Raw genomic sequence first — 22,709 nt, forward strand, 5'->3', positions numbered from 1 at the left:
TGTGAGCTTGCCTTTATTTCTTTGGTTGATATGTGTTTTTCAATTTCTTTATTTTCGTGCATTTTAATACATTTTAGGCCATTTTCGGATAATCGGTACACCATCCAGTACACCACACCTAATGGTGTACTGGTGTCTGAGAGGTAGGTAATGGCTTACTATAACATAGTGAAACGCTCTCGCACTGATGGCACTATCAGATATCGCTGTATGGTGGGAATAAAAGAAGGTGGGAAGGCAGGGAGAACCAAAAAGTATGTACTAAACATGCTGATGGATTGCGAGATTGCAAATATATACTTATCAGATCTGTCAGAAAATCACGTTATTGACCATTGTCGTTACAGAAGAGAAAGTATTGCGTCTCCAGCCACTATTAATCATGATGTCAGTTATCCCACATCCGTATTAGCATCAGCTAAACCAGTTTATGGCATAAACTACACCGCAAATCCTGCATACGGATCTAGGTCAGTATTGTTGGAAATGGGATCGATTGGAAAGTCTAACCGTCGCAATAAGCATCCCATTAATGATGAGCTGGATAGATTGGTAGAAGGCAAATCACACACCAAAACTGCAAGTCTATTTAAGGAGTCCGCTATGAGTGATATCGATGAAGATGATGAAATGACATTTGGAGAACTCATTGAGATTTTTCTATCAAATAAACATAATATGATAAAATCAGAAAAATTACTTTCAGTACAAAAAAATAAAGAGTTACAACGCCCAGCCAAACCTGAAGCACTTTATTCTTTAGAGAAAACTGAAAAATATTTTTTAAGAAATTATATAACTAAAAACTTAAAACTCGCTGATGGGGTATATATATTTATTATTTCTGCTGATGATCCATACACCATATTATGCGCAAAAAGTGCACGAGACACTAATTATCATTGGCATGATACAGTTGATGGACATACCTCAATAGGTTATAGAAAGCCTGTTCGTTATGCAGGAACTTTATCATTTAGCAAAGGCAAACTATTAGTTTGGTCAAATGCCAGTGGACACTACAAGCCTCCAGAGGAGTTACGGTATTTAATGATACCATACGTTAGACGCTTGCTACCTGATTGCAAATTTCATCGCACTAATTTTAATAAATAGCCATTAACCTCATCGCTATTCTAACTCGCAACCTTCTGCGGGTTTATTTTTACATCCAGGAAAATCACTATCAATAATATAACTCACGAATATATTATTAATGAGAAGCATAGTAGCTCTTTAAAAAAAGCTACTATGCAGTAATAAAAGTCTCCCCCTACATTCAAAATATACTTTCTCTGATAGCTATTTTCCATACCCATTTGGTTACATTGGAAACAATATCAGCACTAAAATATCATAAGAACAATGGGTGGATTAGCATAATTAGTGCAAAACTCGAATTTCAGTATGGCTATTATCTTCATCCATTATTTCGTCATCGAATGAGTCTTCCATTTGATCCCGCAATAGAGAATTAACAACATCAGCAAAGCCATCTTTCATATATTGTTCCATAAAGATGCCTTTCGCATTTGGCCAAGGTAATTGAGCCATCGGCCAGTCACAATGCTCTTTGTAAAACAAAAATTCTTTCAGACGCCCTTTTACCGTGTCAAAATCCCGGCTCCAATAGGCATTTCCTAGTCGGTAATTTGTATAGAACGCATCAAAACTGTCAAAAATTTCATAAACATAATCGGCTGTTTTAAGTATATTTTTCCACGCTGTTTCTTCACTGATATAACCGGCAGAAAAACAGTTTCGGCTCAGTATAATCGCTCGCCAGAGATCAAATCCCCAAAGTAAAGCGGGAGGGTGTCCATCAATCGAACGAGAACATTGCTGTACATATTCAGGCTGTTCCTCAATCAAGCTACCAAGTACCTTGAACATTTCTCCATCGGTAAAAACCGCATCAACAGCAAAACGTTCTGAATGCATCCCTGCCCATAATTCATGCAATATTTCCCAATAATCTTTTTCATTAAGAATGCCCCAATTTTTGTAAACTTCGGATTGATGAGGCTTTGCATCAGAAAGAGGTAAAAGGCGATATTGATAATTATCGAGAGAAACACGGCTTTTCAAAGGGTAATGTTCTAATGTTTCTGTCCAAAATCCATCGTAATAGCAGCTAACGATATGCAAACGTAATGCCTGACGTTTTTCTTCCGGCAAAACAGAGCACTTTGCCTGTGAGTAATAGCGTTTTTGTTCAGTAATAGGGAGTTTTTTAATACGTTGGAGACTGTAGAGGGAGAGATATATTCCAAGTGAATTCAAACCAATCAAGCTAGCCCAGAGCAGATATCCCCCTGAAAGCATGTTATTGGTATCAAAGATCAATACCGTGATTCCGAGCGATAGCACACTCAGCAAAAATGTTGCTATCCAAAGAATGATTAAACCAACTGCCTGAATAGGCTTGAGAAGCTCCACTCCTTTTCTTTCCTTGAGGATATTTTTGATTATCCGAAAACCATTAACAGGAAATCTTCTATTATTGGGGTGGTTTTGCAGTAATTCTTTCATTTTTAATCCATTAATCAAGTAAGCTATATTTGAAATATTTTTAATGCGGCAATCTTTTTCCTTCCTAATCATAACCATTAGGGTGCTATATTTAAATAATTCATAATTTTGACTATCAATATAATTACTCTGATAAATTAATTCAAATATCCAGATATTATCCAATATTTCCTGTTTTATTTTCTCGGTTTTTTAGCCCATTTTATTGTTCTTATCCATGGATTAATTTGATTTCCAATCAGCGTACACCTGTAAATCAAGTATCTCATAATGACAATATAGCCACTCTTCTTTACAGGTAAATTACCTACCCGAAGGGAGCTGAACATTATATAGATTCCACTCCCCACCCCAAAAACATGATAACATTAAAACTATTAGCATCGTGTAGATGTGAGAGGTGTAATGAAAACTATCAACCAAAAAAAGTTACTGGCACAGGCTGAAGCAATCTGTCTGTCAAGAGGGGTTCGCTTAACACCTCAACGCCTTGAAGTTCTTCGCTTAATTACAGAGCAACCTAGCGCAATAAGCGCTTATGATTTACTGGATTTATTGCGTGAAGTCGAACCACAAGCCAAGCCGCCAACGGTTTACCGAGGATTGGAGTTTCTGCTGGAACAAGGTTTTATTCACAAAATAGAATCTACAAACAGTTATGTTCTTTGTCATCATTTTGAAGAACCCAGCCATACCTCGGCTATGTTTATCTGTGAAGTGTGTAATTCAGTAACCGAAAAAGATGCAAAAGATATTGAATCCGCTATTCAGCAGTTAGCTCAAGGTACAGGGTTTCATTTGCGAAATAGCGTGATAGAAGTCCATGGTATATGTTCTTCCTGCTATGAGATTGAATCTTGCATGGATCGCGATACATGCCAGCACAATCATTCGGTTGAAGAGAATAAAAAGAAATAAGAAAAGAACGCTTGAGGCCGGATTAAGTAATAAGGCGGTCATAACTGATATAATCACATATTTTCCCAGTACCCGCTAAACTCAAGTTTAACGGGTACTGGGAAAGATGACCGCCCCAGAATGGCAAAGTACAATTATCTGTTTTTACAATCAGACCCAATCCCCGTTACGAATAACGCCTACTGCCAATCCTTCAATAGTGAAACTCTGCTCGCTTAAATCGACAACAATTGGTTGGAATTCCGGATTCTCAGCAATCAGCTCGATTTTGTTTCCTGTTTGCTTGAAGCGTTTGACTGTGACTTCATCTTCAATGCGCGCCACGATGATTTGCCCATTATGAACATCCTGTGTTTTATGCACAGCCAGTAAATCCCCGTCCATAATGCCGATGTCTTTCATAGACATCCCACTAACACGCAACAGAAAATCAGCGCTTGGTTTGAATAATTCAGGATCAACCTTGTAGTGACTTTCGATGTGTTCCTGAGCTAGCAGTGGTTCCCCAGCAGCAACACGACCAATCAGCGGCAATCCCGCGCCTTCATCTTCCTCTTCGAGAAGCAAACGGATACCTCTGGATGCACCAGAGATAATCTCTATCACCCCTTTACGCGCAAGTGCTCTTAAATGCTCTTCTGCTGCGTTAGGTGAACGAAAACCAAGACGTGCTGCAATTTCAGCTCGTGTTGGTGGCATACCCGTTTGCGAAATATGGTCACGCACCAAGTCATAAACTTGCTGCTGCCTGGCAGTTAATGCTTTCATTTCGCCCCCTGTTTGTTTATACAGTCCGACTGTGAGTATATACAGGTAAATTCAAATTGGGAACCTGTCAGCATGTAAAAGCAACTAAATAACGTGTTTTGATGAAAAAATACGTTATCTCAGCGCATGAAATGCGACCAAAAGATCATTCCCCAGATAAACAGCGCCAGAAGAATGGTGAGCAATACAGCTGCAGACCCCATATCTTTCGCTCTACCCGATAATTCATGATATTCACTACCGATACGATCCACTACCGCTTCTATGGCACTGTTGAGGATTTCGACAATGACCACCAGCATAACAGAGCCAATAAGAAGGAGCCTCTCAAATAAGCCAAAATCTAAGGAAAATGCAATGATGATCGCAAGTATGGCAGCTATTGTTTCCTGCCGAAATGCCGCTTCATTCTGCCATGCAGCTTTGATCCCTTTCGCTGAATACTCAGCCGCTTTAATGATGCGGATCAGACCTGTTGATTGATTTGCCATAAAAACTTTCTTCAGTGAACTTAACAATTGTATGGTTATATAACTTTTAACTCTTATTATTGTCTTATTTCCACAGATCTCAAAATCTGTTTCTGGTATCCTTGCGACGCGTTGCTAACAAGAGGCTTAAAGCAGTTATGTCAGGTTGGCGTAAAATATATTATAAACTATTGAATTTACCACTAAAATTTTTAGTAAAAAGTAAACTTATCCCTACAGATCCCATTGCGGAGCTGCGTCTTGATACGACTCGGCCTATTTTGTATGTACTACCGTACCACTCAAAAACAGACTTATTGACCCTGCGTCAACAATGTCTGGCGCAAGATCTGCCGGATCCGTTGAATCCTTTGGAAATTGGTGACATACAGCTTCCCAGTTGTGTCTTTATCGACAATGGCCCACGTGTGTTCCGTTGTTATGCACCAAAGCATGAATCGGTGAAAATTTTTCATTCCTATCTGGATTTGCATCGCAACAATCCCGATTTAAATATCCAGATGGTGCCTGTTTCCGTTATGTTTGGCCGCTCTCCGGGGCGCGAAGGGCAAGAAGGAAACACAACTCCGCAATTACGTATACTAAATGGCGTGCAGAAGTTTTTTGCAATCTTATGGCTTGGGCGAGATAGTTTTGTGCGTTTCTCCACACCAGTGTCTTTGCGCCGTATGGCCGACGAGCACGGTACAGATAATATCATCGCTAATAAACTCACCCGTGTTGCACGGATACACTACTCCCGTCAGCGTCTTGCGGCTGTTGGGCCTCGTTTGCCAGCCAGACAGGATCTGTTCAACAAGTTATTGGCATCAAAGGCAATAGAAAAAGCGATTGCTGATGAAGCACGTAGCAAAAAAATCTCTCCCGAAAAAGCAAAACAGAACGCTATCAATATGTTGGAAGAGATTGCTGCGGATTTCTCCTATGAAACAGTGCGCTTGACCGACCGAGTTTTGAGTTGGACATGGAACCGTTTGTATCAAGGCATCAATGCTCATAATGCCGAACGTGTTCGCAAGTTGGCACAGGATGGCCATGAACTGGTTTATGTGCCATGCCACCGTAGCCACATGGACTACCTTTTGCTCTCTTATGTGCTCTATCACCAAGGGCTGGTTCCACCGCACATTGCGGCGGGCATTAACCTTAATTTCTGGCCTGCCGGCCCGATATTCCGTCGTCTTGGGGCGTTCTTTATCCGTCGCACGTTTAAAGGTAATAAGCTCTATTCAACAATATTTCGTGAATATCTCGGTGAGCTGTTTGCCCGTGGTTATTCGGTGGAATACTTTGTCGAAGGGGGACGCTCCCGTACTGGTCGTTTGCTTAATCCTAAAACAGGGACTCTCTCCATGACATTGCAGGCAATGCTGCGAGGAGAATCTCGTCCAATCACTATTGTGCCGATCTATATTGGTTATGAATATGTGATGGAAGTGGCGACATATGCCAAAGAACTGCGTGGTGCGACCAAAGAAAAAGAAGGTTTTTTCCAGATGGTACGAGGGCTGCGCAAATTACGTAATCTGGGACAGGGTTATGTGAACTTTGGTGAGCCGATCCCATTGATACAATACCTGAACCAGAATGTTCCGGAGTGGCGTGACTCCATTGATCCAATAGAATCCCAGCGTCCAACTTGGCTGGCTCCGACAGTCAGTAAGCTGGCTGACAATATTATGGTCAATATCAATAATGCCGCCGCCGCCAATGCTACCAATTTATGCACCACGGCATTGTTATCTTCACGTCAGCGAGCACTTACTCGCGAACAGCTTATTGAGCAGTTGGATTGCTATCTGCAATTACTGCGTAATGTGCCTTACACTGACGATATCACGGTGCCAAACAAAACAGCAGAAGAGTTGTTAGAACATGCCTTGCTAATGGATAAGTTTGAGGTCGAAAAAGATAGTCTGGGAGATATTATTATCCTGCCACGCGAAAGCGCGGTATTGATGACTTATTATCGCAACAATATCCAACACTTGCTGATACTGCCATCCCTGATTACCAGTATTGTTATGCATCACCGCCGCATTAGTCGCAGTGAATTGCTCAGACAAGTAGCACTGATTTACCCGCTGATCAAGCAAGAGCTGTTCATGCGTTACAGTAAAGAAACGCTCTCCAATGTCGTCAATACCCTGATTGATGAACTGGCGCGCCAATGCCTTATCTGTAACAAAGAGCAAGAAATGCTGGTGCTGAATCCTGCACGTATTCGCCCACTGCAATTGCTGGCGGCAGGTATCAGAGAAACACTGCAACGTTATGCCATTACGCTTTCTTTGTTGAATGCCACACCTGAAATCAGCCGTGGTGTACTGGAAAAAGAGAGCCGGATGTTGGCACAACGTCTGTCTGTTCTACATGGCATCAATGCACCGGAGTTCTTTGACAAAGCGGTTTTTGCCAGTTCGGTCAATACGCTGCGCGAAGAAGGTTACATTAAAGACAGCGGCGACATGATTACAACCAGCGCTCAGGAACTCTATCATGTATTGAGTGAGCTGATGTCACCTGAAATTCGTTTGACGATTGAAAGTGTCAGCATGCCGCCAGAACAAAATGAACCTGTGCCAGTAGCGCCAGAGCAGCAATAACGACGCTAAGCTGGTCATGGAAAACAAGAAATTAACGGGCGGATTACCGCCCGTTATATTAAAGGCATATCATGCTAGACATAGCTGAAAAAGATACCAAGGAATAAAATTAAACCGACATAGTTATTGTTCATAAAAGCCTGAAAGCAGGCCGATCTTTCCCGATCTGCAATCAATTTCTGCTGATAAACGAACAGTGCTGTTGCCAACAATATTGTCCAATAATATATTCCTTCCAGATTCACCATATTGCCAACTGCAACCAAGATGCCCAACATGATGAATTGCAGAATACCAATAATCAATTTATCAAAGCGTCCAAAAAGCACGGCGGTCGATTTCACCCCGATTTTCAGGTCATCATCACGATCCACCATGGCATACTGAGTATCATAAACCACAGACCAAATGACATTAGCCAAAAATAACAGCCAGCATTCTAAAGGTAAGGACTCGCTTACTGCGGCAAATGCCATGGGAATTGACCAGCCGTAAGCAGCGCCTAACACAACTTGTGGCAGATGGCTGACACGCTTGACGAAAGGGTAAGTCCATGCCAATGCCAAACCAACGACCGACAGTGCAATTGTCATTTTATTCAGCGTCAGCACCATCGCAAAAGAAATGAGTACCAGTGTGGCAAACAAGATTTTGCTTTCTTTTTCAGTGACATCACCACTAGGAAGAGGACGAGATTTTGTCCGTTCCACATACCCGTCAAATTTTCGGTCTGCAAAATCATTAATACAACATCCCGCAGCACGCATGGAAAATACACCGATAGTGAAGACTAACAATACGTGCAAATTTGGCATACCTTTTGCGGCGATCCACAATGCCCAATATGTTGGCCATAGTAATAATAATGCGCCAATGGGTTTATCAATACGCATTAAACGGCAATACGCACGCCATTTATTTTGCGTCATACTGACCTCCAATCTATTTCTCCCTTTTTATTTTGTTGATTTTATATCCTTCGACTTTCAAGTTGCCTCTTTGTTGGCGGCGTTCACTCACCCCGGTCACCGTTGTTATGAACATAGAGTTATCTATGCTCCCGGGGATTCGCTCCCTGACCGCCGCGACGCATCTTGAAATCCATTGGGTATATATGCAGGTGATTCAGACAGAAAAATCTCAGTAAGCAGCAGTGGCTTACCTGATAATCTCAGTAAAGAACGCCGCGCCCAACGATTTTCCTGTCGGCCTATTTGAATATAATCTCGTGTCAGATTATTACCACTAAAAAGATAGCGTCCAAGTGGTACTGTCCCCACATCAACCAATTGTCGATCCGGGCCAGTCAATGTTTCTACTGGAATAACAGTGCGCCCCAATAGCCAGGGAATGCCATCTCCATATAAAACAATTTCACGCAACCAATATTTTTCACTGAAAGGTAAGTGCTTACTTTCATCACCTAACTCTTCAGCAGTGATAAAACACTCCCGAAAAGGGGAAACCGTTACTTTCTGACAATATTGTTCAAAGCGGCGCGTCATTGAGCCAACTTCCATCAGCCAACTTAAAATATCTTCGGGAAGGTTGACTTCATCAGCCGATAACCATTGGATAGGTGCCGAAGCTAATATATGGGATGTTGAAGTTAATATGTAAGGTGTTGAAGTTAATATATGCGGTGTTGAAGTTAATATAGTGTCATCTGCCATGTCATTTTCCCATTGCGGGGAAGACCAGTTTCCCCGACAGCACAACGAATGGAGAGTGAGGATATCATGTTGCAGACTAATAAAATAAAAAGTTGATAACAAATTATGTAAATTACAAAAAAACTCACCTCAATAACAACAATTATTGAGGTGAGTAGAAATTAGATAAAATAGAAATTCAGATTAACGCCATTCTTTGAATCGGTTAATCAGACCATTTGTGGAGCTGTCATGGCTATTTACAGCTTCTGCATCCTGTAGTTCAGGCAGAATACGGTTCGCCAATTGTTTGCCTAATTCCACGCCCCATTGGTCAAACGAGAAGATATTCAAAATTGCACCTTGAGCAAAGATTTTATGCTCATACATGGCTATTAATGCCCCCAAACTGAATGGTGTAATTTCACGCAATAAAATGGAGTTGGTTGGACGGTTCCCTTCAAACACTTTGAATGGCACAACCCCCGCCACATCTTGAGCATTTTTTCCTGCCTGCACAAATTCAGCTTCCACCTGAGCCTGCGTTTTACCAAATGCCAACGCTTCAGTTTGCGCAAAGAAGTTAGATAGCAATTTGCCATGATGATCGCTAACTGGATTATGGCTAATGGCTGGTGCAATAAAATCACAAGGGATCAGCTTAGTTCCCTGATGGATAAGCTGGTAGAACGCATGCTGACCATTGGTGCCCGGTTCACCCCAGATAATCGGCCCTGTCTGGTAATTCACCGGATTGCCATTGCGATCGATGTATTTTCCATTCGATTCCATGTTGCCTTGTTGGAAGTATGCGGCAAAACGGTGCATGTATTGATCATAAGGCAGAATCGCTTCAGTTTCCGCACCAAAGAAATTGTTGTACCAAATGCCAATCAGTGCCAGCAAAACAGGAATGTTCTGTTCAAAGGCGGTTTGCTCAAAGTGTTTATCCATCGCATGAGCGCCACTCAGCAACTGTTCAAAATTTTCATAACCAATGGAAAGTGCAATGGATAAACCAATTGCAGACCAGAGCGAATAACGTCCCCCGACCCAATCCCAAAACTCGAACATGTTTTGTGGATCGATACCGAACTTGCTGACTTCTTGTTCATTGGTTGATAATGCCGCAAAATGTTTCGCGACATGTGCCTCATCAATGGCACTTTGCAGAAACCAACGACGTGCAGAATACGCATTGGTCATCGTTTCTTGTGTGGTAAAAGTCTTGGAAGCAATCAGGAACAAAGTTGTTTCTGGATTCAAAGTTTTTAATGTTTCAGCGATGTGAGTTCCGTCAACATTGGAAACAAAATGCATATTCAGATGATTTTTATATGCTTTCAGTGCTTCAGTCACCATATAGGAACCAAGATCAGAACCACCAATTCCAATATTCACTACATCTGTAATGGCTTGGCCTGTATAGCCTTTCCACTCACCACCAATGATGCGTTCACTGAATGATTTCATTTTCGCCAGCACCGCATTAACTTGCGGCATCACATCTTCCCCATCCACCATAATCGGGGTGTTACTACGGTTACGCAGGGCAATGTGCAGTACAGCGCGATCTTCAGTACGATTGATTTTCTCACCAGAGAACATGCTGCGGATTGCACTGGCCAAATCAGTTTCTTGCACCAATGCTTGTAACTTTGCCAGCGTTTCTGTGGTAATGCGGTTTTTGGAATAATCCACCAGAATCTGCTGATCAAATGTCGCAGAAAATGCCGTAAACCGTTCTTTGTCCTGTTCAAACAACTCCCGCAAATGCACGTTCTTCATTTGCTCAAAATGCTGTTGTAATGCTTCCCAGGCTTCGGTCTGGCTAGGATTGATGTTTTTCATGAATAATGCTCTCTATCAACTGTCAATAAACAATGTCAATAAACAAATAGGAATACACAGATTGTAACGGGTTAATTCCGTGATTGTTCTCTCTTTCCTTGTAATTGCTGATATTGGTCAAAATAGTCGGTAATTTCCAGCGCTAATTGTTGAGATAGGCAAAAACGATAATTTCATTTCCATCATGAAAATTATTTATGCTTCGTGGTCAAACATTGACTCAGTGCGCCTAACCCGATATTTCTAAAAGTCTATTCTCCGAACAAAAGGTTATCATCCATGTATGCTGTTTCATCTCCTAAGTCGCAGTATGTTGTAGCAAAATTCGGTGGTACTAGTGTGGCAAACTTTGAGGCCATGAATAACTGCACCGATATTATTTTGGCAAACGCAAATGTCCGTGTGGTCGTTCTGTCAGCTTCTGCTGGCGTGACCAATTTGCTGGTTGCATTGGCGGCTGGCTGCGATAACGACAAGCGGGAGAACTACCTGAAACAGATTCGTGACATTCAATATGCCATTATTGACCGATTGAACGAAACTGCTGTGATTCGTGAGGAAATTGATCGCCTGCTGGAAAATATTGAGATGCTGTCAGAAGCGGCATCGCTCGCAACCTCAGAAGCACTGACTGATGAATTGGTTAGCCACGGCGAAGTCATGTCCACTTTATTGTTTGTGGAATTGCTGCGCCAACGCAATATTGATGCCGAATGGTTTGATATTCGCCGGATCATGCGAACCAATGATAACTTTGGGCGAGCAGAGCCGGATACTCTTCAGCTCCATACTTTAGCGATGGAACATCTTCATTCTCGCCTGAACAATACAATCGTTATCACCCAGGGTTTTATTGGCAGAGAAGAAAAAGGCCGCACCACTACGCTGGGGCGAGGTGGCAGTGATTATACCGCAGCCTTGCTAGGTGAAGCGCTTGGTTTACAGCGCGTTGATATTTGGACAGATGTTCCGGGAATCTATACTACCGATCCCCGTGTTGTTCCTACAGCTAAACGTATTGATAAAATTGCCTTTGATGAAGCGGCAGAAATGGCGACATTCGGTGCCAAAATCCTCCATCCCGCCACATTGTTACCTGCGGTTCGCTGCGGCATTCCGGTATTTGTCGGCTCCAGCAAAGATCCAAAAATGGGGGGAACCGTGGTTTGTGACAAAACAGAAAATCCCCCGCTGTTTCGCGCGTTGGCATTGCGTCGCAAACAAACTTTGCTGACACTGCATAGCTTGAAAATGCTCCATGCCAGAGGCTTTCTGGCGGAAGTCTTTACCTTATTGTCGCGCCATAATATTTCAGTCGATTTGATTACCACGTCAGAAGTAAGCATTGCCTTGACACTGGACACCACAGGTTCCACCAGCACTAATGGCAGTTTGCTGACCAATGCGTTGCTAACTGAACTTGCTACGTTATGTCGTGTGGAAGTCGAAGAAGATATGGCACTGGTTGCGATTATTGGCAACGAGCTTTCACAGGCTAAAGGATTAGGGAAAGGGGTTTTTGGGGTGCTGGAATCATTTAATATTCGCATGATCAGCTGTGGTGCAAGCAGCCACAATATCTGTCTGCTTGTTCCCAGTAAAAATGCGGAGCAGGTGATTCAGACATTGCATCAGAGTTTGTTTGAATCTTAATATTTGTCTTTTTATTTATGCAGTTAATTCCACTTTTAGTGGTGGAATTAACTTCCATCCCGCTGCACCAGCCAAAATACATCATTTATCCCACTTTTCCATTCCTAACACATCGGATGTGTTTTTCCCCTCTTTATCATTCATAATAAGAAAACGAAAATAAATTCCATTTTTGTTCCATTGCAGCAACCTTTGCTGCAAACAGACGATTTTCCAGAGGGCATCTTATGAGCACAGCCGTTGCCAGCAAACGCACAAAAAAAACTAAAATAACGACAAACAGTGCCGCTGCAAGCGGTCAGGTTCAATCGTTAAGTCGAGGGTTGACACTTTTGGAATATATTTCCGATTCTCCCGTCGGCGTTGCTTTAACTGATTTGGCTATCCAGACCGGTCTCCCCAATTCCACCACCCATCGTCTTTTGACTACCTTGCAGCAACATGGTTTTGTCCGCCAGATAGGTGATTTAGGATTATGGGTGATTGCTTCCCATGCTTTTGTCGTTGGCAGTAGTTTTCTGCAAAGCCGTAATCTGATGGTATTGGTTCATCCAATATTGCGTCAATTAATGGAAGACTCCGGTGAAACAGTCAATCTCGCCATCCTTAACCTTGATGAATATGAAGCTGTGATTGTCGATCAAGTGCAATGCAATGCGCTGATGAGAATGTCCGCTCCCATTGCTGGCAAACTACCAATGCACGCTTCTGGCGCGGGAAAAGCGCTACTTTCTACACTGCATGAGCAAAAATGTCTGCAATTACTGCATAAGAAAGGAATGCACGCTTATACACAACACACCTATACCACCGCAGCAGCATTAACAAAAAATCTCGAACAGATCCGTAAGCAAGGATTTTCGTTTGATGATGAAGAACATGCGTTAGGATTACGCTGTATCGCTGCTTGTATCTATGATGAGCATCAAGAAGCCTTTGCCGCTATTTCTATCTCCGGCCCGATATCACGCATCTCTGATGATCGAGTTACTGAACTCGGTGCCCTTGTTATGCGGGCTGCAAAAGCAGTTAGCCGGGAATATGGTGGAATTAAATAATTTTGCCATAACTCCATCTAAAAAGCTGATTTGTTGACAAGCTGTTACGTTTCAGCTTTAAAAATTGATGCAGATCACAGATAAAACGTGTAGTTGGCGAAAGTTGATTGCATCCTCTGATTATTACATTAACAATGTTACCGGTAACAATGAAGCAATAGTCACATTCCATTGTGGTGTCGGGAACAATTATCATGACAACAAACCAGAACAGCACGGTCACCAATGAAACCGTCGCGCGCATTACACAACGTATCATTGAACGTTCAAAAGAAACTCGCAGCCAGTATTTAGCCCGTATTGAAGCCGCTCGTTCAAAAACCGTCCATCGCGCACAACTGGCATGCGGTAATTTGGCTCATGGTTTTGCCGCCTGTCAAAATGATGAAAAAATCGCATTGAAAAATATGGTGCATAATGACATCGCTATTATCACCTCTTACAACGATATGCTCTCCGCCCACAAGCCTTATGAAGACTATCCACAAAAGTTAAAAGACTCCCTGCGTGCTGTAGGTGCTGTCGGTCAAGTTGCCGGTGGGGTTCCTGCCATGTGCGATGGCGTGACACAAGGTCAGGATGGCATGGAATTATCCCTGCTTAGCCGTGATGTAATTGCAATGTCGGCTGCCGTTGGGCTTTCTCATAATATGTTCGATGGCGCCCTGTATCTGGGAATTTGTGACAAAATTGTACCGGGATTAGTGATGGCTGCTCTATCATTTGGTCATCTACCCGCCGTTTTCGTTCCCGCTGGGCCAATGACCAGTGGCTTGCCAAACAAAGAAAAAGTCCGCGTTCGCCAGCTTTATGCCGAAGGTAAAGTTGACCGTCAGGCGTTGCTCGAAGCTGAAGCCGAGTCTTATCACAGTATCGGAACTTGTACTTTTTACGGTACTGCCAATTCCAATCAAATGGTGATGGAAGTCATGGGGCTGCATTTGCCGGGTGCTTCTTTTGTCCATCCTGACACACTACTGCGTGAGGCTTTAAATGATGCCGCCGCACGTCAGGTTACACGTCTGACTGAAACTTCAGGTAATTATCTTCCTTTGGGTCAGATGGTCGATGAAAAAGTGATCGTCAATGGCATTATTGCTTTGCTGGCAACCGGAGGATCAACCAACTTAACCATGCATCTCGTTGCAATGGCAAGATCGGCTGGGATCATCATTAATTGGGATGATTTTTCTGAATTCTCAGAAGTGATTCCTCTGCTATGTCGCATCTATCCAAATGGACCCGCAGATATCAACCAATTTCAGACGGCTGGCGGAGTAGCGTTGGTTATTCGCGAGTTACTGAAAAAAGGCTTGTTGCATCGTGATGTTAATACTATCGCTGGGTTTGGTCTGGAACGTTATACTCAAGAGCCGTGGCTTAATGAAGGTCAATTAGTATGGCGTGAAGGTGTATTCATTTCATTGGACAACAACGTAATTGCCAATATTGAACAGCCGTTCGAACAACATGGCGGCACAAAAGTCATGACTGGAAACCTTGGGCGTGCGGTAATGAAAACGTCTGCGGTTCCGGCAAATAATCAAATTATCGAAGCCCCTGCTGTGGTTTTTAATAGCCAGCATGATATCGTCCCCGCTTTTGAAGCAGGCAAGCTGAACCGTGACTGTGTTGTTGTTGTCCGTTATCAAGGCCCGCAAGCTAATGGGATGCCTGAATTGCATAAATTGATGCCACCGCTGGGTGTACTCATGGATCGGGGCTTTAAAGTTGCTTTAGTTACTGATGGCCGATTGTCTGGTGCTTCCGGCAAGGTTCCTTCAGCCATTCATGTTACGCCAGAAGCCAAAGCTGGCGGATCACTGGCAAAAATACAAGATGGGGATGTGATTCGCGTTAATGGCCGTACTGGCGAACTCATGCTTCTGGTCGATGCACGAGAACTGGCACAAAGAGCACCCTATCAGCCAGACTTGAGTGAAGGACATATCGGCTGTGGCCGTGAATTGTTTAGTGCGTTGAGAACCCAACTTTCGGGTGCAGAACAAGGGGCATGTTGCATTACATTTTAATAAGTGAGGGATTTTAAATCCCTTGTGTTCTGAATTAACGAGAGAAACTGCTAATGAATAATTGGAAAACAACCGCAGAAAATATCCTGACCGACGGTCCTGTCGTCCCTGTCATTGTTATCAATGAAATTGAACACGCCGTTCCTTTGGCAAAAGCACTGGTTGCTGGTGGAATTCGTGTTTTGGAAGTGACATTAAGAACTGAATGCGCGCTGGAAGCCATTCGCCTTATCGCTAAAGAAGTTCCCGAAGCAATTATCGGTGCAGGTACTGTTATTAATCCTGAACAATTGGCTGCTGTCACTGAAGCAGGTGCTCAATTTGCCATTAGTCCAGGATTGACTGATGAACTGTTAAAAGCAGCGACTGCGGGTTCAATTCCTCTTATTCCGGGGATCTCTACTGTTTCTGAATTAATGTTGGGAATGAGTTATGGCCTGAAATGCTTTAAATTCTTCCCCGCAGAAGCAAACGGTGGAGTTAAGGCACTAAAAGCCATTGCAGGCCCATTCCCACAAGTATGTTTCTGCCCGACGGGGGGTATTTCTCCTGAAAACTATCGTGATTATCTGGCATTGAATAGCGTTCTGTGCATTGGTGGCTCATGGCTTGTACCCGGCAATGCATTGAAAAAAGGCGATTATACCCAGATTACGGAACTGGCACGTACTGCTATTGCAGGTGCAAAAGCGTAATTTCATTATTTAAATATTTTTTATGCGGAAATTAACGATTACGTAATTTCCGCCTTGTAAAATAAATCAATCTCATTTAAAAAATCATTTAGATAATAAAAAATAGCACTATGTCATCCCTATTATTTATCATTTAGTAAAATATTATTTTTATCTATGATAAGTACTATTTCGAATTTTTTATTTCATTCACTTCATCATTTACTTCATTACGTTGGCTGAATCGCTGCCTACGACGATAAGCAAAAACATCTTCTACATGTCCATTGTTAATGCGCTTTTGCAATGCCCGCCAGTAATCGGCTTTGAATAGATCACTGTGACTTTCTTCAAAATAGCGCCGAATGTGCTTGTCAGTACATAAAAAGTGCCGAAACTCTTCTGGAAAAACATCGTTAACAGCCACACTGTACCAAGGTTCACTAGCCAATTCATCTTCTGGATAACGTGGCGGAGGAATATCCCGAAAGTTCACTTCAGTCATGTAACAAATTTCATCATAATCATAGAAAATCACCCTTCCGTGACGCGTAACACCAAAGTTTTTAAACAACATATCACCAGGGAAAATATTCGCAGCAGCTAATTGCTTAATGGCATTTCCGTATTCTTCAATCACATCTTTCAATTGCGCTTCATTGACTCGTTCCATGTAAATATTCAACGGCATCATTTTACGTTCCATATAAAGATGCTTTATCAAAATCTTATCGCCCAAATCTTCTAATTTTTCTGGTATCTCTTTTTGCAATTCTTCCATTAACTCAAGACTGATATGATGTTTATCAATAATAAAATTTTCAAATTCCTGTGTATCAGCCATTCTTCCTACACGATCATGCTCTTTTACCAGACGGTAGCACTCCTGAACGCGCTCTTGTGAAACCTCTTTCTGTGGCGCAAATTTATCTTTAATAACTTTAAATACACGATCAAATGAAGGGGAAGTAAAAACCAGCATCACCATGCCTTTCACTCCCGGTGCAATCGTAAACTGTTCCTGAGAGGAATTAATGAAAGTCAGGTATTCGCGGTAATACTCTGTCTTACCATGCTTCTGACAGCCTATTGCCATGTATAACTCTGCCGTTGATTTCGTAGGAAGAATTTCACGCAACCACTCAACTAAAGCCGCAGGCAAAGGGGCATAAACCATAAAATAGGAGCGGGCAAAACCAAAAACAATACTGGCATCATCGTGGCTGGTCAAACAGGTATCGATAAAAATACTTCCCGATTCATTATGATGAATCGGCAACAAAAACGGATAAACAGACTTCCCTATCCTGATTTTTCCTACCAGCCATGCTGCTTTATTTCGGTAAAACAATTCATTAACAATTTGGAAAGTAGAGTGTAATAAATCACCTTCTGAAAATGTATTCTGTAAATATTGCGTGATATAACCAATATCCCGATCCAAATCCTCCCATTTAAGACGTAATGGCAAATCATTTAAGATGGTTCGCAGCATTGACGCGAGATTACCGTCAGGAACAAAATCCCGTGATAATGGACGAGAAATATGGCGAAAGCGAGAAGATGGCTGAGAAGAAAAGATATATAGATTTTCTGGTTTTAAATTACGATGTTGAAAAAAACGACAGTAAACCGAATTAAAAAAACTTTCTGCAATTTCAAAACGCGGATAGTCAGGCAGTAAACGAGTATAAATAGCTTTGACTTCAGCAATGTAATCTTCATCATGTTGTAATGAGGTATGAATACGCTTCAATTGCTCCACCACTAATCCGACATGATGATCGTACAGGTTAATCCTCTTTTTCATGGCCAGCTGTACAGCCTGCCAGTCAGCTTGTTCAAAACGTTGCTGAGCACCGGAAGTGACTTCCAGAAATCGACCATATTGCGCATCAAATCCCTGCAAAATGGTTTGTGCAATTAAATGTGAGAGATCTATTTCCATCTTTAGCCACCTGTATCAGACACATAAAGGGGCATTCCTTTTGGAATCCCCCAATCATCCAGTCTCTATCAGTATAATGAACTTAGAATTGTTGTTCTTCTGTCGATCCTGTCAGTGCAGTAACAGAAGAACCCTCTCCCTGAATAATAGTAGTCACTTTATCAAAATACCCTGTTCCTACTTCCTGCTGGTGTGAAGAGAATGTATAACCTCGCTCAAGAGCAGCAAATTCTTGTTCCTGAACTTTTTCAACATAATGTTTCATTCCTTCACCACGTGCATAATCATAAGCCAAATCAAACATGTTAAACCACATGCTGTGTATGCCCGCTAATGTGATGAACTGGAATTTATATCCCATCGCAGATAACTGCTCTTGGAAACTAGCGATAGTTTTATCATCCAGATTCTTTTTCCAGTTGAAAGAAGGTGAACAGTTATAAGCCAACAATTTACCCGGATATTTTGCATGAATAGCTTCAGCAAAAAGACGAGCCGCTTCCATATCCGGTGTAGAGGTTTCACACCAGACCACATCAGCATAAGGGGCATAAGCCAGCCCACGGCTGATCGCTTGTTCAAGGCCTGCTCGTGTACAATAAAATCCTTCGCCGGTTCGTTTGCCAGTAACAAACGCCTTATCATAAGGATCACAATCAGATGTCAGAAGATCGGCTGCATCTGCGTCAGTGCGTGCAATTAACAGGGTTGGAACACCAGATACATCAGCCGCCAAACGTGCAGCTACCAGCTTCTGAATAGCTTCTTGAGTCGGAACCAATACTTTGCCGCCCATGTGCCCACATTTTTTCACCGCAGCCAGTTGGTCTTCAAAATGAACTGCGGCAGCACCAGCTTCAATCATCGCTTTCATCAGTTCAAATGCGTTGAGTACACCACCAAATCCAGCTTCTGCATCTGCAACAATCGGCAAGAAATAGTCAATATATTCCGGGCTGTCTGAATCAATACCATTTGACCATTGAATCTGATCTGCTCGACGGAAACTATTATTGATACGTTTAATCACATTAGGAACAGAATCAACGGGATATAATGATTGATCTGGATACATACTAGATGCGGTATTCGCATCTGCCGCCACTTGCCAGCCGGAAAGGTAAACCGCTTCAATACCCGCTTTAGCCTGTTGAAGTGCCTGACCCCCCGTCAGTGCTCCAAGTGCATTCACATAGCCTTTTTTCGAGTTGCCATTCAGCAATTCCCACAACTTTTTCGCTCCCATTTGCGCCAAAGTGTGTTCAGGATTAATAGAACCGCGTAATTTAATGACATCTTCAGCACTGTACGGACGAGTAATACCTTTCCAACGCGGTTGTTGCCATTCTTGTTCCAGTTGGGCGATTTGTTGTTTCCGGGAAATGGTCATGATGTTCTACTTCCTATTATTAATTAATCGGATATGTTTGCCGCTGTTGTTTTTAAACTACGCTAATGTTTTTAAACTATGTTAATGTTTTTAAACTACGCTAATGTTTTTAAACTAATCTAATAACTGATAACCAGGTAACGTAAGAAAATCAATCAAGTCGTCCTGAGTAGTGATTCTTTCCATCAAATCAGACGATTCCATAAATCGCCCTTGATTAAAGCGTAGCTCACCCACTTCCTGTTTAATTATGTTCAACTCTTCTTTTAACATTTCCCTGAACAGCTCCTTTGTCACTTTTTTACCATTGGAAAGTGATTTTTCATGGCGAATCCATTGCCAAATAGAAGTCCGGGAAATCTCTGCTGTAGCAGCATCTTCCATCAAGCCGTAAATCGGTACACACCCATTCCCCGAAATCCAAGCTTCTATGTACTGGACTGCGACACGAATATTTGCGCGCATTCCCTCTTCTGTTCTTTCTCCCGAACAAGGTGCGAGCAATTGTTCAGCCGTAATCGCTTCATCTTCTTCACGCAAAACTGTCAATTGGTTTTGGTGTTCTCCCAGTTTTGTGTCAAAAACCGTCATGGCAATATCTGCAAGCCCTGGATGTGCGACCCATGTGCCATCATGGCCGTTATTCGCTTCCAGTTCTTTATCCGCTCTGACTTTGTCCAAAACTTGCTGATTCTGCACAGGATCTTTGCTAGGAATAAATGCCGACATTCCTCCCATCGCAAACGCGCCGCGTTTATGACAGGTTTTAATCAGCAAACGAGAATAGGCATTCAAGAAAGGTTGTGTCATCGTCACGGATTGACGATCCGGTAAAACACGATCAGCATGATTTTTCAGTGTCTTGATATAGCTGAAAATATAATCCCAACGTCCACAATTTAAACCAACGATGTGATGACGTAAGTGATACAGAATTTCATCCATCTGGAATACAGCTGGCAATGTTTCAATCAAAACGGTTGCTTTAATCGTACCTTTTGGCAAATTGAAGCGTGATTCAGCAAAACTAAAAATATCACTCCACCACTGTGCTTCATGGTAGCTCTGTATTTTTGGCAGGTAAAAATAAGGCCCACTGCCTTTTTGCCGTAATTTCTTATGATTCAAATAAAAATAAAGCGCAAAATCAAACAGTCCGCCAGAAATCGGTTCCTCCTTATAGAGGACGTGTTTTTCTGACAAATGCAACCCCCTAACCCGAGCAATCAATGTTGCAGGATCCGATTTCAATTCATAGCGCTTACCCTGCTCATTGGTGTATGAAATCGTACCATTGACGGCATCCCGTAAGTTAATCTGTCCAGTGATGACTTTATCCCATTCAGGCGCTAATGAGTCCTCAAAATCCGCCATAAATACTTTCACATTTGCATTCAGGGCATTGATGACCATTTTGCGCTCTACGGGTCCTGTTATTTCAACTCGACGATCTTTAAGATCATCGGGTATTACCTGAATTTTCCAATCCCCCTCCCTAATGGAAGAGGTTTCCGAAATAAAACCCGGTAATATTCCGCTATCTATTTTGTTCTGCCAATGTACTCGATCATCTAATAATTTTGTGCGTCTGTCAGAAAATTCACTGATTAAATCCTCTAAAAAGCTAATACATTCAGGTGATAACACCTGATACTCTGTCTCTCCAAAAGGCTTAATAAAGGTTAGTTTGGTTGCTGATACCTGCTGCATAATTTCCCCGCTTCTCACTTTTAAACACTCATCTGATTAAGATTAACCAATCTAAAAAATAAATCAAAAACCATTTCCATTATTTTAAAAAACAAAAATTAATCAAATAAAATCAAATAATTAAGGTAATTTTAAGACAAAGAAAACAGGGAAATAAATTCCAAAAAATCAGGCATGAAAATGTTAAGTTTCTGTTATGTATGAGAAATAACGAAATAGCTACTGAACAATAGCTATGAAAAAAATTAACAAAATGAGGAATGGCTCGCTTCAGCAATTTCTCATTTTGTTATCTAAAATTCAAATTGGATTCAATCTAAGGAAGGATTCATAAAAGCCAGATCATATGGCGTAATTTGATAGACATAATAATTTAACCAATTTGAAAATAGTAAATGACCATGACTACGCCAAGCCGCAATAGGTTTACTTTCAGGATCGTTATTCGGGAAGTAATTGATAGGCAATTCCGGTTCCAAACCTGCGTCGCAATCACGCAAGTATTCTGCGGCTAATGTACCAACATCATATTCAGGATGCCCCGTCACAAAGACTAATCTTTTATCTTTGCTGGCAAATAAATAAGCTCCTGCCTCTACTGAACTGGCTAAAATATCTAAATCGGTATGTTCACGAATTAGCGATTCAGGAAAATCAGCGAAACGCGAGTGAGGTGCAAAAAATGTTTCGTCAAATCCACGTGTTAATAATGCCAGGGGATCTAAAGTTGAATGAGGATAAACACCAGATAGTTTAGTTTTTCGGGTATATTTAGGAAGGTGATAAAGAATTTTTAATGCAGCCTGAACCGCCCAACAAACAAAAAGTGTCGAAGTAACATGTTTTTTTGCCCAGGCTACTATCCTTTCAACCTCGTCCCAATAAATCACATCTTCAAATTCAACAAGTCCCAAAGGGGCACCTGTCACTATCAAACCATCGAAATTTTGATCTTTTATAGAATCAAAATCACAATAAAAAGTATTTAAATGTTCAGAAGGGGTATTTTTACATTGACGACTATCAATACGTAGCAATTGAATATCGATTTGAAGTGGTGTGTTAGATAATAACCGAATAAACTGGTTTTCTGTTTCTATCTTCTTTGGCATTAGGTTAAGTAACAATACCTTCAGTGGACGAATATTCTGAATATTGGCCCGTGTTGATGTCATGACAAAGATGTTTTCATTGCGAAGAGTATTCACCGCAGGTAATTCATCTGGTACACGAATTGGCATTGTTCAAAACCTCGATCATTATAATTTGCAAGTTTAGACTTCTAGATAGCTAAATTTAACCAAAAGGAAAGGTAAATGTCGAGTTATTGTACTCAAATTGAAATTATTTCATTTTATTATATGAAATAGAAAAGAGTAATAAATAAGATAATTAAAAAGAATAAATTGGTATAAAAATACCCAA

General features: G+C 41.7%; 17 protein-coding genes. 7 read left to right on the plus strand and 10 right to left on the minus strand.

Annotated features, from left to right (window positions below; all coding sequences use genetic code 11):
* The first annotated feature begins 150 nt into the window (after nucleotides 1-150).
* A complete protein-coding gene (locus PSI14_RS18355; protein ID WP_273577440.1) occupies nucleotides 151-1,116 on the plus strand; it encodes a hypothetical protein in 966 nt (321 codons plus the stop codon).
* A 267-nt stretch (nucleotides 1,117-1,383) separates the two neighbouring features.
* Here PSI14_RS18355 and PSI14_RS18360 read toward each other — a convergent pair whose 3' ends face one another.
* Entirely contained in the window at nucleotides 1,384-2,439 is a 1,056-nt protein-coding gene (locus tag PSI14_RS18360; protein ID WP_273577442.1) for a DUF1266 domain-containing protein, read from the minus strand.
* Nucleotides 2,440-2,937: 498 nt separating this feature from the next.
* Here PSI14_RS18360 and zur point away from each other — a divergent pair, with 498 nt between their 5' ends.
* The gene (zur, locus tag PSI14_RS18365) at nucleotides 2,938-3,450 is read left to right on the plus strand and encodes a zinc uptake transcriptional repressor Zur (protein ID WP_273577444.1); all 513 of its coding nucleotides are present in this window, start codon (nucleotides 2,938-2,940) and stop codon (nucleotides 3,448-3,450) included.
* 150 nt (nucleotides 3,451-3,600) lie between these two features.
* Here zur and lexA read toward each other — a convergent pair whose 3' ends face one another.
* Together lexA and PSI14_RS18375 are read right to left on the minus strand one after the other, a co-directional pair.
* On the minus strand, nucleotides 3,601-4,218 hold the full coding sequence (lexA, locus tag PSI14_RS18370; RefSeq protein ID WP_273577446.1) for a transcriptional repressor LexA: 618 nt from the start codon (nucleotides 4,216-4,218) through the stop codon (nucleotides 3,601-3,603).
* Nucleotides 4,219-4,337: 119 nt separating this feature from the next.
* Nucleotides 4,338-4,709, minus strand: a complete 372-nt coding sequence (locus PSI14_RS18375; RefSeq protein ID WP_273577447.1) for a diacylglycerol kinase — start codon at nucleotides 4,707-4,709, stop codon at nucleotides 4,338-4,340.
* 137 nt (nucleotides 4,710-4,846) lie between these two features.
* Here PSI14_RS18375 and plsB point away from each other — a divergent pair, with 137 nt between their 5' ends.
* Nucleotides 4,847-7,315 carry a glycerol-3-phosphate 1-O-acyltransferase PlsB gene (plsB, locus tag PSI14_RS18380; RefSeq protein WP_273577448.1) on the plus strand — a complete coding sequence of 823 codons (2,469 nt, stop codon included), beginning with the start codon at nucleotides 4,847-4,849 and terminating at the stop codon, nucleotides 7,313-7,315.
* Nucleotides 7,316-7,389: 74 nt separating this feature from the next.
* Here plsB and ubiA read toward each other — a convergent pair whose 3' ends face one another.
* The 3 genes from ubiA to pgi all read right to left on the minus strand — a co-directional run bounded on the left by ubiA (nucleotide 7,390) and on the right by pgi (nucleotide 10,818).
* Nucleotides 7,390-8,244 carry a 4-hydroxybenzoate octaprenyltransferase gene (gene ubiA / locus PSI14_RS18385; protein WP_273577449.1) on the minus strand — a complete coding sequence of 285 codons (855 nt, stop codon included), beginning with the start codon at nucleotides 8,242-8,244 and terminating at the stop codon, nucleotides 7,390-7,392.
* Nucleotides 8,245-8,367: 123 nt separating this feature from the next.
* A complete protein-coding gene (gene ubiC, locus PSI14_RS18390) occupies nucleotides 8,368-8,988 on the minus strand; it encodes a chorismate lyase (RefSeq protein WP_273577450.1) in 621 nt (206 codons plus the stop codon).
* Nucleotides 8,989-9,171: 183 nt separating this feature from the next.
* Nucleotides 9,172-10,818 (minus strand): glucose-6-phosphate isomerase, encoded by a 1,647-nt coding sequence (gene pgi / locus PSI14_RS18395; protein ID WP_273577451.1) that lies wholly within the window; start codon nucleotides 10,816-10,818, stop codon nucleotides 9,172-9,174.
* 279 nt (nucleotides 10,819-11,097) lie between these two features.
* Between pgi and lysC the strand changes: the two genes are divergently transcribed.
* The 4 genes from lysC to PSI14_RS18415 all read left to right on the plus strand — a co-directional run bounded on the left by lysC (nucleotide 11,098) and on the right by PSI14_RS18415 (nucleotide 16,257).
* A complete protein-coding gene (gene lysC / locus PSI14_RS18400; RefSeq protein ID WP_273577452.1) occupies nucleotides 11,098-12,471 on the plus strand; it encodes a lysine-sensitive aspartokinase 3 in 1,374 nt (457 codons plus the stop codon).
* A gap of 227 nt (nucleotides 12,472-12,698) precedes the next feature.
* Entirely contained in the window at nucleotides 12,699-13,529 is an 831-nt protein-coding gene (gene iclR / locus PSI14_RS18405) for a glyoxylate bypass operon transcriptional repressor IclR (RefSeq protein WP_273577453.1), read from the plus strand.
* Nucleotides 13,530-13,723: 194 nt separating this feature from the next.
* A complete protein-coding gene (gene edd / locus PSI14_RS18410; protein ID WP_273577454.1) occupies nucleotides 13,724-15,562 on the plus strand; it encodes a phosphogluconate dehydratase in 1,839 nt (612 codons plus the stop codon).
* Between the two features lie 53 nt (nucleotides 15,563-15,615).
* On the plus strand, nucleotides 15,616-16,257 hold the full coding sequence (locus tag PSI14_RS18415) for a bifunctional 4-hydroxy-2-oxoglutarate aldolase/2-dehydro-3-deoxy-phosphogluconate aldolase (protein ID WP_273577455.1): 642 nt from the start codon (nucleotides 15,616-15,618) through the stop codon (nucleotides 16,255-16,257).
* 166 nt (nucleotides 16,258-16,423) lie between these two features.
* Here the strand turns inward: PSI14_RS18415 and aceK are convergent, their stop codons facing one another.
* From aceK to metA, 4 genes are all read right to left on the minus strand, one after another.
* Entirely contained in the window at nucleotides 16,424-18,184 is a 1,761-nt protein-coding gene (aceK, locus tag PSI14_RS18420) for a bifunctional isocitrate dehydrogenase kinase/phosphatase (protein WP_273577456.1), read from the minus strand.
* Nucleotides 18,185-18,266: 82 nt separating this feature from the next.
* A complete protein-coding gene (aceA, locus tag PSI14_RS18425) occupies nucleotides 18,267-19,574 on the minus strand; it encodes an isocitrate lyase (RefSeq protein ID WP_273577457.1) in 1,308 nt (435 codons plus the stop codon).
* A gap of 114 nt (nucleotides 19,575-19,688) precedes the next feature.
* Nucleotides 19,689-21,284 carry a malate synthase A gene (gene aceB, locus PSI14_RS18430; RefSeq protein WP_306309343.1) on the minus strand — a complete coding sequence of 532 codons (1,596 nt, stop codon included), beginning with the start codon at nucleotides 21,282-21,284 and terminating at the stop codon, nucleotides 19,689-19,691.
* Nucleotides 21,285-21,595: 311 nt separating this feature from the next.
* Nucleotides 21,596-22,525: a homoserine O-acetyltransferase MetA gene (gene metA / locus PSI14_RS18435; protein WP_273577458.1), complete on the minus strand. Its 930-nt coding sequence runs from the start codon at nucleotides 22,523-22,525 to the stop codon at nucleotides 21,596-21,598.
* Between the last annotated feature and the right edge of the window lie 184 nt (nucleotides 22,526-22,709).

This window comes from Xenorhabdus anantnagensis (assembly GCF_028598555.1).
Classification (GTDB): domain Bacteria; phylum Pseudomonadota; class Gammaproteobacteria; order Enterobacterales; family Enterobacteriaceae; genus Xenorhabdus; species Xenorhabdus anantnagensis.